Source organism: Micromonospora sp. NPDC047756, assembly GCF_055587245.1.
Genome location: NZ_JBVJGQ010000005.1, coordinates 703098 through 719384 on the forward strand (window position 1 = coordinate 703098; position 16287 = coordinate 719384).

Sequence of the window (16287 nt, forward strand, 5' to 3'; positions counted from 1 at the left end):
GGAACCCGCAGCACCTCCCGCCAGATCCCGGTCAGGATCCCCTCCACCGGCCCACGCCGGGTCTCGGCGCTGGCGGTGGCGGCGGTGGCCGGAGCCGCGGTGGTGGCGGGCGCCGTCAACGCGGCCCGGTCGACCTTGCCGTTGGGCAGCCGGGGCAGGCGGTCGACGAGCGCCACCGTCGGCACCATGTAGTCCGGCAGCCGCTCCCGCAGCGCGGCACGTAGATCGTCGGTGGAGAGGACGGCACCCGGCCGCAGCGCCACATGGGCCACCAGCCGCCGGTCGTCCGCACCGTCGTCGTCGCAGAGCACCACGCACTCGCCCACGCCGTCCAGAGCGGACAACGCAGAGGCGACCTCGTCCGGCTCGACCCGGTGACCCCGGATCTTGACCTGGTCGCCGATCCGACCCAGGAACTCCACGGTGCCGTCCGGCAGCAGCCGCCCCCGGTCGCCGGTGCGGTAGAGCCGGCCGCCCGGCGCGCCCAGCGGATCGGGCACGAACCGCTCGGCGGTCGACGCGGCGTCCCCCAGGTAGCCGCGGGCCAGGCCCGCTCCCCCGACGACGATCTCGCCGGGCAGGCCGGTCGGCACCGGCCGCAGCCTCTCGTCGAGGACGTACAGCCGTGCGCCCGGGATCGGCCGACCGAGCGGCACCACCGCCTGGCGGCCCGCCCGGTCGATGCGGACCTCCGACACGGCGACGATGCCCGTCGTCTCGGTCTGGCCGTACATGTTGACCAGCCGGGGTGCCGTCCCCGGCGCGTTGCGGATGGCCTCGGGAAGGTCGTAGCGCAGCGGCTCGCTGGCGGTGAGCACCACGCGTGGCCGCCACCCGCCGGGCGAGGTGAGCGCCGGCAGCAGGACCCGCAGGTACGACGGCACCAGGTCCAGCACCTGCACGCCGTGCGCGGTGACGAAGGTGAGCAGCGCCAACGGGTCGGCAAGGTGCGCGCGCCCGGCGACGACCACGTGGCCGCCCAGCGTCAGCGGAACGGCGAACTGCCGCACCGACGACGAGAACGCGAACGACGCGGTGTGCAGGAACACCGGCTCCTCGGGCAGGGCCAGCGCGGCCGGCAGCCCGTCCAGGTACGCCGACAGCCCGCCGTGGGTCACCACCACACCCTTGGGAAGCCCCTTGGTGCCGGAGGTGTAGACCACGTAGGCCGGGTGCTCCGGTCGCAGCGCCGGTGTCGGCCGGGGGCCCACCGGGGCCGGCAGGTCCTCGATCGTCACCACCTCGCCCGCGCCCCGGGGCGTACGACCCGCCAGGTCGCGCGTGGTCAGCGTCATCGTCGGCCGGGCGTCCGCCACGATCGCGGCCAACCGCTGCGCGGGGTACGCGGGGTCCAGCGGCACGTACGCGGAACCCGTCTCCAGGACCGCCAACGCCGCCACGACGACGTCGACGCCCCGGTCGAGGTGCAGGGCGATCGCCGTTTCCGGGCCCGCGCCGCGTTCGGCGAGCGCCCGGGCCAGGTCACCGCTGCGACGGTGCAGGTCGCCGTAGGAGAGAGTCGTCTCGCCGCTGGTGACCGCCGGAGCGTCGGGTCGGCGTCGCGCCTGCTCGGCCACCCGGGCGGTGAGCGTGCGATGCACGGCCCCCACCGGCAGCGCCGGACCGTGCGCGAGCGCGTCGAGACGCTCCCGCTCGCCCGGTAGGAGCGGATCCACGTCGAAGACGCGCTGGTCGGGGTCACCGACCAACCGGTCCATCAACACCCCGAGGCGGCTCATCATCGCCTCGACGGTGCCCGCGTCGAACAGGTCGGTGCTGTACTCGGCGTGCCCCTCGATGCCGCCCTCGGTCTCCCACAGGTCGATCAGCAGGTCGAAGCGGGCGGTGCACTGCTCGTTGTCGATCGACGTGAGGGTGAGGCCGGGGCCCGGGTCGGGCAGGCCGCCCGGGGCGTTCTGCAACGCGAAGCGCACCTGGAACAGCGGCGAGTGGCTGAGGCTGCGGGTGGGCGCGACCGCGTCGACGACCATCTCGAAGGGGACGTCCTGGTGGGCGTACGCGCCGTGCGCCGTGCTGCGGACCCGCCGCAGCACCTCCCGGAAGGTGGGGTCGCCGGAGAGGTCTACCCGCAGCGCCAGGGTGTTGGCGAAGAACCCGACGAGCTTCTCCAACTCCGTGCTGGTGCGGTTGGCGACAGGCGTGCCGACGGTGATGTCCCGTTGGCCACTGAGCTGGGCCATGAGCACGTCGAAGCCGGCCAGCAACGCCATGAACAGGGAGACCTTCTCCCGCCGGGCCAGGTCGGCCACCGCCCGGGACCGCTCCGCCGACCAGCTGACGTCGTGGCGCGCTCCGCGGAAGGTCTGCACCGCCGGTCGCGGCCGGTCGGTCGGCAGGTCCAGCGTGGGTACGCCGTCGAGCTGCCGCTTCCACCAGTCGAGCTGGTCGTCCAGCTCGGCGCCGGTCAACCAGGACCGCTGCCAGAAGGTGTAGTCCACATAGGTGTGGGTCAGCTCCGGCAACGACGACGGCTGCCCCTGGGCGATCTCCCGGTAGAGCGTCACCAGGTCGTCCAGCACGATGTTCAGGGACCAGCCGTCGGAGACGGTGTGGTGCAGCGTCAACAGCAGCACGTGCGAGTCGGGGCGTACCCGCACCAGGGTGCCGCGCAGCAGCGGCCCGGCGGCCAGGTCGAACGGAGTGCGTCCCTCGGCGTCGAAGAGGGCGGCCAGTCGGCCCTCCGGGTCGGCGTCACCCCGCACGTCCACCTCGGCGTACGCCACGGCGTCGACGGGCAGGAACTCCTGCACCGGCTCGCCGTCCACAGAGGGGAACCGGGTGCGCAGCCCCTCGTGGCGGGTCCACAGCGCGCCGAAGGCCGCCCGCAGCGCGTCGGCGCGCAGGTCACCGTCGAAGCGCAGCGCGAGGGGCACGTTGTAGAACGCGCTGTCCTCGGCGAGCCGGTTGAGGAAGTACAGGCGTCCCTGCGCGTGCGACAACGGCACCGGACCGGTCCTCGCGACGGAGACGAGACCGGGCCGGGGGGCCCGCCCGCCGAGGGCCTCGATCCGGGCCCCCAGGTCGGCCAGCGAGGTGGACTCCAGGAACACCGCCAGCGGCAGCTCGATGTCGAGCTTCTTGCGCAGCCGGGCCATGGCCCGGACCGCCAGCAGGGAGTGTCCACCCAGATCGAGGAAGTTCGCGTCCCGCCCGATCGACTCGACCGGCCGCCCCAGCACGTCGGCCCAGACCTCGGCGATGGCCTCCTCCAGCCGGCTCTGCGGAGCGACCAGGGTGGGCGCGGGCTCGGCTGCCGTGGGCGCGGGCAGGGCGGCCCGGTCCACCTTGCCGTTGGCGGCCAACGGCAGCGCGTCGAGCGTGACGACGACCTCCGGCACCATGTAGTCCGGCAACTCCGCGCGCAGCGCGTCACGTGGGTCGTCGGCCACGGAATCCCCGGCCACTGTGACGTACGCGACCAGCCGCTCCTCACCGGGCCGGTCGGTACGCAGCAGGACCACCGCCTCGCGGACCTGCGGCAGCCGGGTCAGGGTGGTCTCGATCTCCGCCAACTCGACCCGGTACCCCCGGATCTTCACCTGGGTGTCGACCCGGCCCAGGCAGTCCAGCTCGCCGTCGGGTCGCACCCGGACGAGGTCGCCGGTGCGGTACATGCGCTCGCCCGGCGTCGGGGCGAACGGGTCGGGCAGGAAGCGCCCGGCGGTCAGGTCCGGCCGACCGTGGTAGCCACGGGCCACACCGGCACCGGCGACGTACAGCTCACCGACAGTGCCGGGCGGCACCGGCAGCAGGTTGCCGTCCAGCACGTAGAGCCGCGTGTTGGCGATCGGACGACCGATCGGCACCACACCGGACAGGTCGGTGCCGTCGTGCACCTCGTGCACGCAGCAGCCGACGACGGTCTCGGTGGGCCCGTACTCGTTGACGATCCGCAGGCCCGGAGCCCGCCGCCGCCAGGCGGCGGCGGTGGCGCCGTGCAGCGACTCGCCACCGACGATCAGATAGCCGTCCGCAGCGATGGTCCGGCTCGGAACGGCCCGGTCCAGCGCCTCCAGGTGGGCCGGGGTGAGCTTGACCAGCCCGAGGTCCAGGTCGCTGCCGAGCAGGTCGGTGAGGGTCTCCAACTCGGTGCCGTCGGCGACGAGCATCACCGGGCGCCCGGCCAGCAGCGGACAGAACAGCGTCGTCACCGACAGGTCGAACCGCAACGGCGAGACCAGGGGCGCGCCCCCGCCCTCGGCCACCCGGTACGCCCGCAGGCTCCACGCCAGGTAGTTGGTCAGGCCGCGGTGGGTCACCACCACACCCTTGGGTCGCCCCGTCGAGCCCGAGGTGTAGATCACGTAGCAGGCGCTGTCCGGGTGCGGACGCGGCAGCGGCGGCAGGTCGGTGGTGGCGTCCTCGTCGCCGTCGGACAGCAGCACCGGCACGTCGATGTCCGGCAGGTCCGCGACCCGGCCCGCGCTGGTCACGACCACCCGCACCTCGGCGTCGGTGAGCATGAACCGCACCCGCTCGGCGGGCTCACCCACGTCCAGCGGCACGTACGCGCCGCCGGCCCGGAGGGTGGCCAGCACGGCGGTGACGAGGTCGACACCCCGCTCCAGGAAGAGGCCGACGCGGGTCTCCGGGCCCACCCCGTGCCGACGCAGCCGCGCGGCGAGGGCGTCGGCCCGGCGGTCCAACTCCGCGAACGTGACAGTCAGGTCGCCGACCAGGAGCGCGGGCGCGTCAGGGGTACGGGCGGCCTGCCGAGCGAACAGCTCGTGCGCGCGCACGTCACCGAGGAGCGGGTCCTCGGTGCGGTTGCCGTCCACGACCGCCGCCCGGGTCTCCTCGGCGGACAGGAGGCGGGCCAACCCGACCGGGGCGTCCGGCGTGGCGGTCAGGCCGACCAGCAGAACCCCCAGGTGAGCGGCCATCCGCGCCACGGTGCGCTCGTCGAGGATGTCGGTCGCGTACTCGGCCACCCCCCGCAGCCGGCCGTCAGCGTCCGGCCACACCTCGACCGTCAGGTCGTGCTTGCTGATCGGCAGGTGGTGTTCGACGGCGGTGATCCGCAACCCCGCCGCCTCGGCCTCCAACGCCTGGTCCTCGACGAGGGCGAACATCACCTGCGCGAGGGGCGTGTGGCCGAGGTCGCGCTCCGGGTCGACCGCCTCCACCACCGTGTCGAAGGGCACCTCGCCGTGCGCCATGCCCTGCTGCACGAGATCGCGGACCCGTCCCACCAGGGCCCGGAAGGTGGGCGCGCCGGAGGTGTCGACCCGCACGACGATCGAGTTGACGAAGGAGCCGACCATCGTCTCCAGCTCGACCCGGGGGCGGTTCGCCACCGGGGTCACCACCGAGACCTCGTCCTGGGCCGCGTACCGCGACATCAGCGCGGCGAACCCGGCGAGCAGCACCATGAACGGGGTGGCCCGCTCCTCCTGGGCCAGGCGGGTCACCGCCGGCCACAGGCCGTCGGGCAGGGCGAAGCGGTGCCGCTCGCCCCGGAAGGACTGCACGGGCGGGCGGGGACGGTCCAACGGCAGGTCGATCACGGGTACCGCGCCGGCCAGCGCGCGCTTCCAGTAGTCGAGACCCTCGGCCAGCTCGGTGGCGCGGTCGGGGCGGCTCTCCCAGGCGGCGTAGTCCGCGTACTGGACGGTGAGGGGCGCGAGCGTGGGAGCCCGGTCCTCTGCTCCGGCGCGGTACAGCTCCAGCAGCTCATCGATGAGCAGGCTGACCGACCAGCCGTCGCAGATGCTGTGGTGCAGGGTCAGCACCAGCACGTGCACGGTGGGCGTCTGCCGGAACAGCGCGGCGCGAGCCAGTGGCCCGTCGGAGAGCGAGAACGGACGACCCGCCTCGTCGCGGACGGCGGCCAGCACCGCCGCGTCGTCGACGGGCAGTGGGCGCGGGGTGAGGTCCACCTCGATGTCGGGCAGGATGCGCTGCACCGGGTCGCCCTCGTTCGCCGCGAACACGGTTCGCAGCGCCTCGTGCCGGTCGACGAGGGCGCGCACCGCGTCGGTGAGCACGTCGAGCCGGAGCGCACCGGTCAGGCGTAGGGCGGTCGGCACGTTGAACATCGCCGAGCCGGGGACGAGCTGGTCCATGAACCACAGCCGACGCTGTGCCGGGGAGACGGGCAGGTCGCCACCCCGCGGCACCCGGGCGAGCGCCTCGACCGGCCGGGGGCGCCGACCGCCGAGACGCTTCTCGAACAGGGCCCGCTTCGAGGGCGACATCGAGTCGAGGCGTGACCGGCCGGGCGCGAGCGCCGCGCCGGGTGGCGCGGGACGGCTGGCGCTCGCGTCGGTGGTCATCAGGCCACCTCCCGAGCGGCGCTCTCCAGGTGCGTCACCAGGCTGCGCGGCCGCATGTCCGTCCATGCCGTCGTGACGTGGTCCAGGCAGGACGCGCGGTCGGCGGGCCCGTGGGCCACCGTCCACCCGGCCGGCAGGCTGAGCGACTCGGGCCACAGCGAGTGCTGCCCCTCGTCGTTCACCACCACGAAGAAGCGTCCGTCGGGGTTGTCGAGAATGTTCACGTCTTCCTCACTCTGCGCCTGGTCCCAGGACCCGACGAGGAAGCGCTGAACCGGCACGGCGGCCAGGCAGGGACCGGTGCGGTCGACCTGCCGGCGTCGCAGTCGGGACGCGCGTCCCCAGATCGGGCGTCGTCAACTGTCGTTTGCGGAGACTTTTGCTATGCGTCGCTCAGAGGACGTGCGGGGTTTCACCGCCGCGTGTCTCGCTATCGGATTCCACCACGGCCATGGCCGGCCACCTGCACGTTAATCGGCTATCCGACCCGAGACCGAGGGCCCTTTTCGGACGCATACCAGTCGATGTCAAGCAGATTGCGGCAAGCCACGCTGAGCCCACGTCGCGCTCCCCCCCGAAGTTGCGACCCAACAGCGTTCATGAATGTAAACGCAAGCGAGGCACAGAAAACCACCAGACACGGAGCGTGTCAAGACCCTTGCCTGCCGCTGATCTCCACCATCCCAACCGGGACGTATTTATGACAAATGCTCCAGAGGTGGTTGGTCGACCGAGCACTGCGGCGGGTCCGCCGGCGCTCTGTCCAGCGGGCCTGCGGGCGGACGGGCGAGACGACCGGAATCGGTCATAAATTCGTTGCCAGCAAGACGTCTGTGCACTACAGAGGTACCTTCGGCAACTCTCCGCGGCGTGCTGACCGATCAACGACGACGCCACCGCCCGCCCTGCACGAGGCGCGTCGGACGAATCACCTACCCAAGCAGGGAGAGGCATTCATCGCGGAAATTGTGGTCACGATCCGACACGGAGACGCGTTTCACACGACAGGCGGAAAGAACGACCGATCATCCATTGGTCGAGCATCCGAATGGTTGGACGGCAGTCAATGTAATGGTTGTTAACGTGCACAACGCGAGGCACGACAGAGAGCCCACTGTCGCCGGATCACAGCGCCCGCCAAGCCCTCGACCATCCAGGCCGACAAGCCGACGCTTCGGCCGCCCGACGATTGTGTTCGATTGCCCGACAGGATCAGGCCGGGACGACGCGGCGAGCGCCGGATTCCTTTGTCGCACAGGCGCGCCACCACGCGTACGTGGCGCAGGGGCAGGCGCCCGGCGTACCCGAGAGCACCCCCGACGCCGGGCGCCCAGCCGGCCGTCGACACCCGAATGCGGGCGGACGCGGAAACAGCCCCATCGATGGCGATCAGTGTGCGTGCGCGCCGAATCAGGCCCGGCGCGGCGCTGCTCGGCCTTTACCCGAGCGCCGGGATGCCGTGCCCCGGCACCAGCGACCGCCGGCACCGGACGCTTGTGCAACGGCGTCCGGAAACACCTCGGTCAGTCCTGCAATAGCTGCCGGGCCATCACGATCCGCTGCACCTGGTTGGTGCCCTCGTAGATCTGCGTGATCTTGGCGTCCCGCATCATCCGCTCGACCGGGTAGTCCCGCGTGTAGCCGTAGCCACCCAGCAACTGCACCGCGTCGGTGGTGATCTCCATGGCCGCGTCGGAGGCGAAGCACTTGGCCGCCGCCCCGAAGTAGGTGAGATCCGCGTCGCCCCGCTCCGACCTGCCGGCAGCCGCGTAGGTGAGCTGCCGGGCCGCCTCGAGCTTCATGCCCATGTCGGCCAGCATGAACTGGATCCCCTGGAACTCGGCGACCGCCTTGCCGAACTGGCGACGCTCAGCCACGTACCCCTTCGCGTAGTCGAGCGCGCCCTGCGCGATGCCGACGGCCTGCGCGGCGATGGTGACCCGGGTGTGGTCCAGGGTCTTCATCGCGGTCGCGAAGCCGGTGCCCTCCGCGCCGATCATCCGGTCGGCCGGGATCCGCACGTTGTCGAGGTAGACCTCGCGGGTGGGCGAGCCCTTGATGCCGAGCTTCTTCTCCGGCGCGCCGAAGCTCACCCCGGGATCGGACTTCTCGACCACGAAGGCCGAGATGCCCCGGGACCGGGCGGACGGGTCGGTGACGGCGAATACGGTGTAGAACTCGGACACCCCGGCGTTGGTGATCCAACGCTTGACCCCGTTGAGCACCCAGTGATCCCCGTCACGTACCGCCCTGGTGGTCATGGACGCCGCGTCACTGCCCGCCTCGGGCTCGGAGAGGCAGTACGAGAACATCGCCTCACCGGCCGCGACCGGCGTCAGGTAGCGGGTCTTGAGGTCGGCGGAACCGGACAACAGGAGCGGCATGGTGCCGAGTTTGTTCACCGCCGGGATCAGCGAGGAGGACGCGCAGGCGCGGGCCACCTCCTCGATCACGATGGCGGTGGCCAGCGCGTCCGCGCCCGCGCCGCCGTACTCCTCGGGGATGTGCGGTGCGTGGAAGTCGGCCGCGCGCAGCGCGTCGTAGGACGCCTTGGGGAACTCCCCCGTCTCGTCGGCCTCCGCGGCGTGCGGAGCCACCTTCGCGACGCAGACATCGCGCACGGCCTCCCGGATCGCCTCGTGCTCCTCGGGCAACCGGTAGACGTCGAACGACTCCCCTGCGGCCATCTCGGCCCTCCCCTTCACCACTATCATGCGCAGTCTGTGACGACTCCTGACCGCCGACCGCGCAGACTGAAGACTAGCGACTGCAGTTCAGGTGATGTTACCGGCGCGTAGGTATGGGCAGGACGGCGCACCTAACGCGCTCAGCGATGATGGAGATTGAGACAGTGAGCCACCCTCCGGTGCCCCGCCCAGGCGCCGCAGCAGAATGCGACGCGACGACGCGGCGCCAGCGCGAGCGGAGAAGACAGGCGTGACGATCCCCTACCCCACCATCCAGCCGACCCCCGCCATCGCCGCGGTGACCCCGCCCTCGGGCGCACCCCGGCCGAGGGTGACGTTCCTAGGGACTGGTTACCTCGGTGCGACGTACGCCATCTGCTACGCCGAACTGGGCTACGAGGTTCTCGGTTTCGACGTCGACGCCGACAAGATCGCGATGCTGAACGCCGGTCAGGTGCCGATCCACGAGCCCGGTCTGGACGAGCTGCTCCGGCGCAACCTCGCCGCCGGCCGCCTCCGGTTCAGCACCGACATCGCCGAGACCGCCGAGTTCGGTGACGTGCACTTCATCTGCGTCGGCACCCCGCAGCGGGCCGACGGCATGGGCGCCGACCTGTCGTACGTCGAGGCGTCGGTCACCAGCCTCGCGCAGCACCTGACCCGCAAGGCGTTGATCGTCGGCAAGTCGACCGTGCCGGTCGGCACCGCCGAGTGGGTCGAGCAGCTCGTCGGCAAGCACACCCCGAACGACCTGGACGTCGAGGTGGCGTGGAGCCCCGAGTTCCTCCAGGAGGGCTTCGCCGTCGACGACGTCCTGCGGCCCAACCGGATCGTGGTCGGCGTCAAGAGCGAGTGGGCCAACGGCATGCTCTACGCCGCGCACAAGGGCGTGTTCGACCTGGCCGCCACGGAGGACCGCGAGGTGCCCCTGGTGGTGACCGACTTCTCCACGGCCGAGCTGGTCAAGGTCGCCGCGAACGCCTTCCTGGCCACCAAGATCTCCTTCATCAACGCGATGGCCGAGGTCTGCGAGGCCTCCGGCGGCGACGTCACCCAGCTGGCCCGCGCGATCGGCTACGACCCGCGCATCGGCAACCGGTTCCTCCAGGCCGGCCTCGGCTTCGGAGGCGCCTGCCTGCCCAAGGACATCCGGGCCTTCCAGGCCCGCGCCCAGGAGCTGGGCGCCGGCGAGGCGCTGCGCTTCCTCCACGAGGTCGACCTGATCAACCTGCGCCGGCGTACGCGGGTGCTCCAGCTCGCCGCTGACCTGCTCGGCCGCCGCTCCGGCCCGGCCGGCCCGGACTTCTCCGGCACCCGGATCGCCGTACTCGGCGCCACCTTCAAACCCAACACCGACGACGTCCGCGACGCCCCGGCGCTCGCCGTCGCCGCGCTGCTGCACAAGGCCGGCGCCGAGGTGCACGTGTACGACCCCCAGGGCACCGAGAACGCCCGCCGCGCGGTCCCCGAGTTGACGTACGAGAGCAGCATCAACGACGCGGTCAACGAGGCCGACCTGGTCTGCGTCCTCACCGAGTGGGCCGACTTCCGCAACGCCGACCCGGTCGCCCTCGGCGAGTTGGTCAACGGCCGCAAGGTCGTCGACGGCCGCAACTGCCTCGACCCGGCGCTCTGGGCCCAGGCGGGCTGGGAGTACCGGGGCATGGGTCGCCCCTGACCAACCGACGCACCACCGGCCGGCCATCGCGCATCTCGATGGCCGGCCGGTGTCGTTGTTTGCCCCGGACCCGCCGACAAGAGTCGAAATCCGCGCCAGCTTTGGGCATGCTGCGACAGTGGGAGTCCACAGTGCGGGTGGAGGGGTGTCGTGGCGACCTTTCAATGCTCCTCGTGCGGCCGGGAGATCAAGCCGGCCGTTCGCTGCCCGCACTGTGGGGCAGATCAACCACAGTGGGTCGAGCACCTGGCCGACATCGAGCGTTCGATCGCGGAGATGAAGGCGCGCGACGCCGCCATCGCCCGCGAGCAGCGGCAGATCGCCGCCAAGATGCAGGCCGCGCTCTTCCAGCGGGACATCCTCGCCCACGCCAGCGAGGAGCGGCTCAAGCAGGCCACCCGGCCACGCCGGGTGCTGCGCCGCCGTCCCGGCCGGCGGCCACCGACTGCCACCATGGGTGCGCCGCCCCGGGTGCCCCGCCAGGGCACTCCGCCCGCCCCGGAGGACCCGCCGCCGCCCCCGCCCCGGGCCGCCTGGTTGGACGTGGACGACCCGGAGCACCCGCCGGAGGCGTCCTCGCGCGAGGTGCAGAACATCCCGCTGGGGTTGGGCGCGCTGCTGCTCGGCGTGGCCGCCGTGGTCTTCGCCGCGGTGGCCACCAGCTCGATGGACGCGCTGGCCCGGCTCGGCATCCTGCTCCTGGCCACCGTGCTGATGCTGCTCGCCCCGCCGGCACTGGCCCGACGCGGGCTCACCTCGACCGCCGAGACCATCGCCGCGGTCGGCCTGCTGCTGGTGCCGCTCGCCGGCAACGCCCTCTGGGCGGTGGACCGGATCGGCGTCGGCGGCGGCTCCGGCACGGTCTTCGCCGGGGTGATCTTCGCGGTCACCGCCGCCGTCGCATTCGGGTACGCCGGTTGGACCGGTCTGCGCGCGCCCCGCTTCGCCACCGTGCTCGCCGCCCAGCCGGTGCTGCCGTTGCTGGCGTACGACCGGATCACCGGTCCGGGTGGCTGGGCGCTGGTGCTGGCCCTGGTCGCCCTCGTCAACCTCGGCCTGGCCCGCTCCGGCGTGACCGTCGAACGCCAGCCCCGGCAGGACCCGCCCACGCCGGGGACGCCGTCCGCGCCCCGTCAGCGGGACGCTGAGAGCCGGCCGGAGGGCGACCCGGAGGAGGCCGCCGAGCTGATCGACGTCAGTGGCGGCGCGACCGACCCGCAGCCGACCCGGCCGGTACCCGGCCTGCGCGAGCTGACCTGGTTGCTGCACGCCCTCGCGGTCGCCGTCTCGCTGGCGTACGCGGTCACCGCCCTGCTGCGGGCACAGACCGTGCCGACCGCTACCGGCAGCGGCGTGGTGCTGCTGCTGGCCGCCGTGATCGGGCTGGCCGGCGCGTTGATGCTGCGTCGCCCGCCGCTGCCGGACGTCGCGGCCGGCATCGTCACCCTGGCGGTGATCGGCTCGCTCAGCCGGATCGCCTCGGTGGCGCTCCCCGGCCGGGCGCTGCTGCTGATCGCGGCGGTCATCACGGTGACCGGGCTGGCGGTGCGCGCGGTCCCGGAGGCGGCCCGACGTGGCCCACAGCTGGCCTCCGCAGTGGCGCTGACCGTCAGTGGACTGGTGGTCGCCGGCGGCGCGCTACGCGCCGGGGTGGCACCGGTCCGGGCGGCACTGCCCGCCTGGAACCCCGACCTCAGCCGGTACCCGGGCGAGCTGGCCGCCGCGGTCGGGCCGACGACCTGGCAACTCGCGGGCGCCGCGTTCCTGCTCACCATCGCGGCGGTGCTGGCCCTGCCCACCGAGATCCGCCGGGAGTTCGCGGTCGCCGGCGCGGCGCTGACCGCGCTCGCCGTTCCGGCCTCGTTCGGTCTCGGCTGGGCGACGGCACCCTGGCCAATGGTGATCACCGCGATCGGCATCGGGGTCATCGGGCTCTCCGCCCGCACCGACCGGGCCGCCGTGGCGCACGCCATCGGAGCGGCCGTGGTCGGCCTGTTCGGCGCGGGTGCCAGCCTGGCCAGCCCCACCCTCACCGCCGCGGTCCTGATCACCCTGTTCGTGGCCGGCACGCTGGTCACGCTGGCACCCCGGATCCGGATCGCCTCGGCCGCCTCCGAGACGGTCACCGCCTGGGCCGCCGGTGGCGCCGCGTTCGCGCTGCCCGGGGCGGTGGCGGCGTTCGTGGCCGCGACCATGCCGAGCGACCCCCTCCTCACCCCGGCGAGCCTGCGCGAGGTGACCGTCCCGATCCTGGCGGCCAGCTTCCTGGCGGTCTGCGTGACCCTGGGCTACGCGGCGGTCGTGCAGGTCTCCCAGCGCCACATTCCCGTCCCGCTGTCGGTCGGCACCGGGCTGGGCGCGCTGATGGTCACCGCCGCCGCCTTCGGGGCGCCCGGCGCGACCGTCGCCGACGCCTGGGTGGGCGCGCTCCTGCTGGTCGCGGCGGTGCTGCTCTTCCTGGCCCCTTCCATAGACGCCGGCCGTCGCGCCGACCTCACCCTCGACGGCTCGGACCTGGCCGCCGCTGCGGTCACCACCGCCCTGATCGCCACGCTGGTACGGATCGGAGCGGTGCTCGCTCCGGGCGGGCAGCTGGCGGTGGCCGCCGCCCTGCTCCTGGTGGTCGCCGTGGCCGCCCGCAGCATGCCGGAGGAGTGGCGACGCGGCCCGATCCTCGGCCTCACCGTCGGCGGCGTCCTGATCGGCGTCCTCGCCGGCTGGACGGCGGTACGCGGCGGACTCGGCGTGCTGGCCACCCCCGGCCCGATCTGGAGGGGCGACCTCAGCGACTGGCCGGCCGCCCCCGTCGGCGGCGCCACCTGGCAGGCTCCGGTCGCGCTGGCCCTGCTGGCCCTCGCCGCCGGCATCCTGCTCCCACCGCCGTGGCGCTGGGACGTGTCCGGTGCGGCGGTGGTGCTCGCCACGATCGGCGCACCGGCCGCATTCGATCTGGCCTGGTGGTCACCGGTCCTGGTCGGCGGAATGGTCGCCACCGTGTTCGGCATGGCCGCGGTGGCCACGGAGGAGGCGCGCGCCGGGCTGTCCCGGGCCACGGTGGCCGGGGTCGTCGCGCTGCACGCCGCCGGAGCCGGACTGGTCCGCCCGTGGACCACGGCCCTGGCGCTCGGCAGCATCGCGCTGATCGGCGTGGTGGTGGCCACGCTGGCCCGCGTTCTCGCCGGCCCACAGGTCGCCGACATCGACACCGAGGGGATGCCCCCGCACCTGGCGCAGATCGGTGGCGCGGCGATCGGTGCCGCCCTGCTGGCCCTCCCGGGTGCGGTGGCGGCACTGTCCGCCGAGTTCGACCACTCGGCGGAGGTGGTGCTGACCGCCGCGCTGGCCGCGACCAGCCTCGGCCTGGCCGCCGTGGCAGCGGTCCGCCGACTGGTGCCGCAATATCTGCCCTGGGTCAGCGTGGCGGTCGTCGGCGGGGCCACCATCAGCGCCCTCGCCGCCATCCCCACCGGCCTCGCCGCCGGCGTCTACGCGGCGGCCGCCGCCCTGCTCGGCGTACTGGCCGAGCTGATCCGCGCGGCCACCGTGCCGCCCACCGGCGCGGCCCAGCCGGTCCGGCGCTGGGCGGTACGACTCGACGGGGCCCTGCGGCGGCTGCCGGACGACGCGGAACGACGGCGGTGGCGGGTCAACCCGGCCGCGGGCGCGTTGGCCGTGGCGGCGCTGCCGACCGCCCTGGCCCTCGCCTCGATCGCGCCCGCGCTGGTCACCGCCCTGGTCGAGCCGCACCGCACACTGACCCGGATCTGGCAGGGCCCGCCGCCGGAGCTGCTCACCCCACCACCGGACGTGGTCAACCCGACCCACGTGCTGACGGCGTTGCTGCTCACCGCGACCGCCGCGCTGGCCGCCACCGGGTTCAGCGGCGGACGGCGTTCCCGGGCCGTGCCGGTGGTGCTGCCCGGAGCGGCCGTCACGCTGCTGATCGCACCCATCGCGCTGGGCCAGGGCTGGCCCGCCAGCACCGTCGCCGCGCTGTCCGTCTTCACCATCGCGATGCTCGGTCTCGCACTGACCCCACCGCCGGCGCTGGTCGAGCGGGCCCGCTCGCTGCGGCTGGCCCGGGTGCTGGTGTTCGCCATCGGTCTGGCCGGTGGCAGCGCCGGTCTCGCCGGCAGCCTGGCCGACCGGCAGATGACCCTGTTCACCCTCGGCAGCGCGGTCGCGGTGGGCGCGGTGGCGGCGCTGTTCGGCACCACCCAGCGGGCACGCATCCTCGGCTGGCTCTTCGCCTCACTCATGGCGCAGCTCTTCGTGCTCACCGTCGGCCTGGTCGCCGGGCTGGCGGCGGTCTGGTCGGCATTCGGGGTGCTCGCCGTCGGCGCGGTCCTACAGGTGCTCGCCGCGACCCTGCCCCGGCTGCGCCGCCCCGAGGCGCAGCGAGAGGCCTCCACCGTGGAGTGGACCGGGTACGCTGCCGCGCTGATCGCGTTGGCCCTCGCCTTCGACTCGCCCCGCCACATCGCCGCCCTGCTGGCCGCCTGGGGTGCCGTCCTCGGGGTGGCGGCGACCCGACCCGGTCGCCGGCCGGTGGAACGCCGGATCCTGTTCTGGGCGGTGGTGGTCTGTGAGATCACCGCGTGGTGGATCCTGATGCGAGTCGCCGACGTGGCGTTGCCCGAGGCGTACACCCTGCCGTTCGCCGTGTTGGCTCTCCTCGTCGGAGTCCTGGAGCTGCGTCACCGGCCCGACATGAGCAGTTGGGTGGCGTACGGCCCTGCGCTGGTAGCCGCCTTCGTACCGACACTGGCGATCGTGCTGGCCACCGAATCCAGCACGGTGCGGCAGATGCTCCTGCTGCTCGGCGCGGTCGCGGTGCTGATCTTCGGCTCGTCCAGTCGGCAGCAGGCCCCGGTGATCGTCGGCGCGTCGGTCACCGCGATCACGGCCATCCACGCCCTGTTCAGCCTGGGCCCGTGGTTGGCGCTGATCCCGGTGGGCATCCTGCTGCTGGTGCTCGGCGCCAGCAACGAGCGCCGCCGCCGCGCCCAGGAACGCCTACAGACCGCCCTGCGCGGCATGAGATAAACCCGAAGGGTCACGGCAGGGCGAGTAACGAGCAGACGCGCCCCAGCCCGCCCCCGCCCCCGCTGTCGCTCCGCCCCCGCTGTCGCTCCGCCCCCACTCGCGCCCCACCCGAGCCCGCCCCCGCTCGCGCCCCACTCCACCCCGCCCCCACTCGGGTCGATCATGGAGTTGTGGTGGGGGACAAAGTCCGCGAATGCCCTCGCTCCGGGCACCACAAGTCCATGATCGACCCCGTCAAGGTCGGGTTCGCGGGCTGGGGCAGGCTGGGCGGGCTGGGGCGGGGCTGGGGCAGGGCTGGGGCGGGGGGAAGGGCTGGGGCGGGGTGGCTCGGTTGTCCTCGCGCGATCTTGCACTTTCTGTTGCGACATAAGGCGTGAAAGCTGCAGAACGGCAACCGAAAGTGCAAGATCGCGGGGCGGGGCTCGCGGGGCGGGGCTCGCGGGGCGGGGCTCGCGGGGCGGGGCTCGCGGGGCGGGGCTCGCGCGGCGGGGCTCGCGCGGCGGGGCTCGCGCGGCGGGGCTCGCGCGGCGGGGCTCGCGCGGCGGGGCTCGCGCGGCGGGGCTCGCGCGGCGGGGCTCGC

General features: G+C 73.3%; 5 protein-coding genes. 2 read left to right on the forward strand and 3 right to left on the reverse strand.

The features are described from left to right. From ACZ6NZ_RS19870 to ACZ6NZ_RS19880, 3 genes are all read right to left on the reverse strand, one after another. Positions 1-6296, reverse strand: a 6296-nt coding sequence (locus ACZ6NZ_RS19870) for an amino acid adenylation domain-containing protein (protein WP_465859464.1), incomplete at its 3' end; no start/stop codon positions are given. Next, positions 6296-6577 carry an MbtH family protein gene (locus ACZ6NZ_RS19875; protein ID WP_465859465.1) on the reverse strand — a complete coding sequence of 94 codons (282 nt, stop codon included), beginning with the start codon at positions 6575-6577 and terminating at the stop codon, positions 6296-6298. The genes ACZ6NZ_RS19875 and ACZ6NZ_RS19870, both read right to left, overlap by 1 nt. A 1242-nt stretch (positions 6578-7819) precedes the next feature. Beyond that, the gene (locus ACZ6NZ_RS19880; RefSeq protein WP_465859466.1) at positions 7820-8983 is read right to left on the reverse strand and encodes an acyl-CoA dehydrogenase family protein; all 1164 of its coding nucleotides are present in this window, start codon (positions 8981-8983) and stop codon (positions 7820-7822) included. Positions 8984-9233: 250 nt separating this feature from the next. Here ACZ6NZ_RS19880 and ACZ6NZ_RS19885 point away from each other — a divergent pair, with 250 nt between their 5' ends. Continuing rightward, positions 9234-10661 (forward strand): UDP-glucose dehydrogenase family protein, encoded by a 1428-nt coding sequence (locus tag ACZ6NZ_RS19885; RefSeq protein ID WP_366610359.1) that lies wholly within the window; start codon positions 9234-9236, stop codon positions 10659-10661. Positions 10662-10811: 150 nt separating this feature from the next. Next, positions 10812-15707, forward strand: a complete 4896-nt coding sequence (locus tag ACZ6NZ_RS19890; RefSeq protein ID WP_465859467.1) for an SCO7613 C-terminal domain-containing membrane protein — start codon at positions 10812-10814, stop codon at positions 15705-15707. Positions 15708-16287 lie beyond the last annotated feature (580 nt).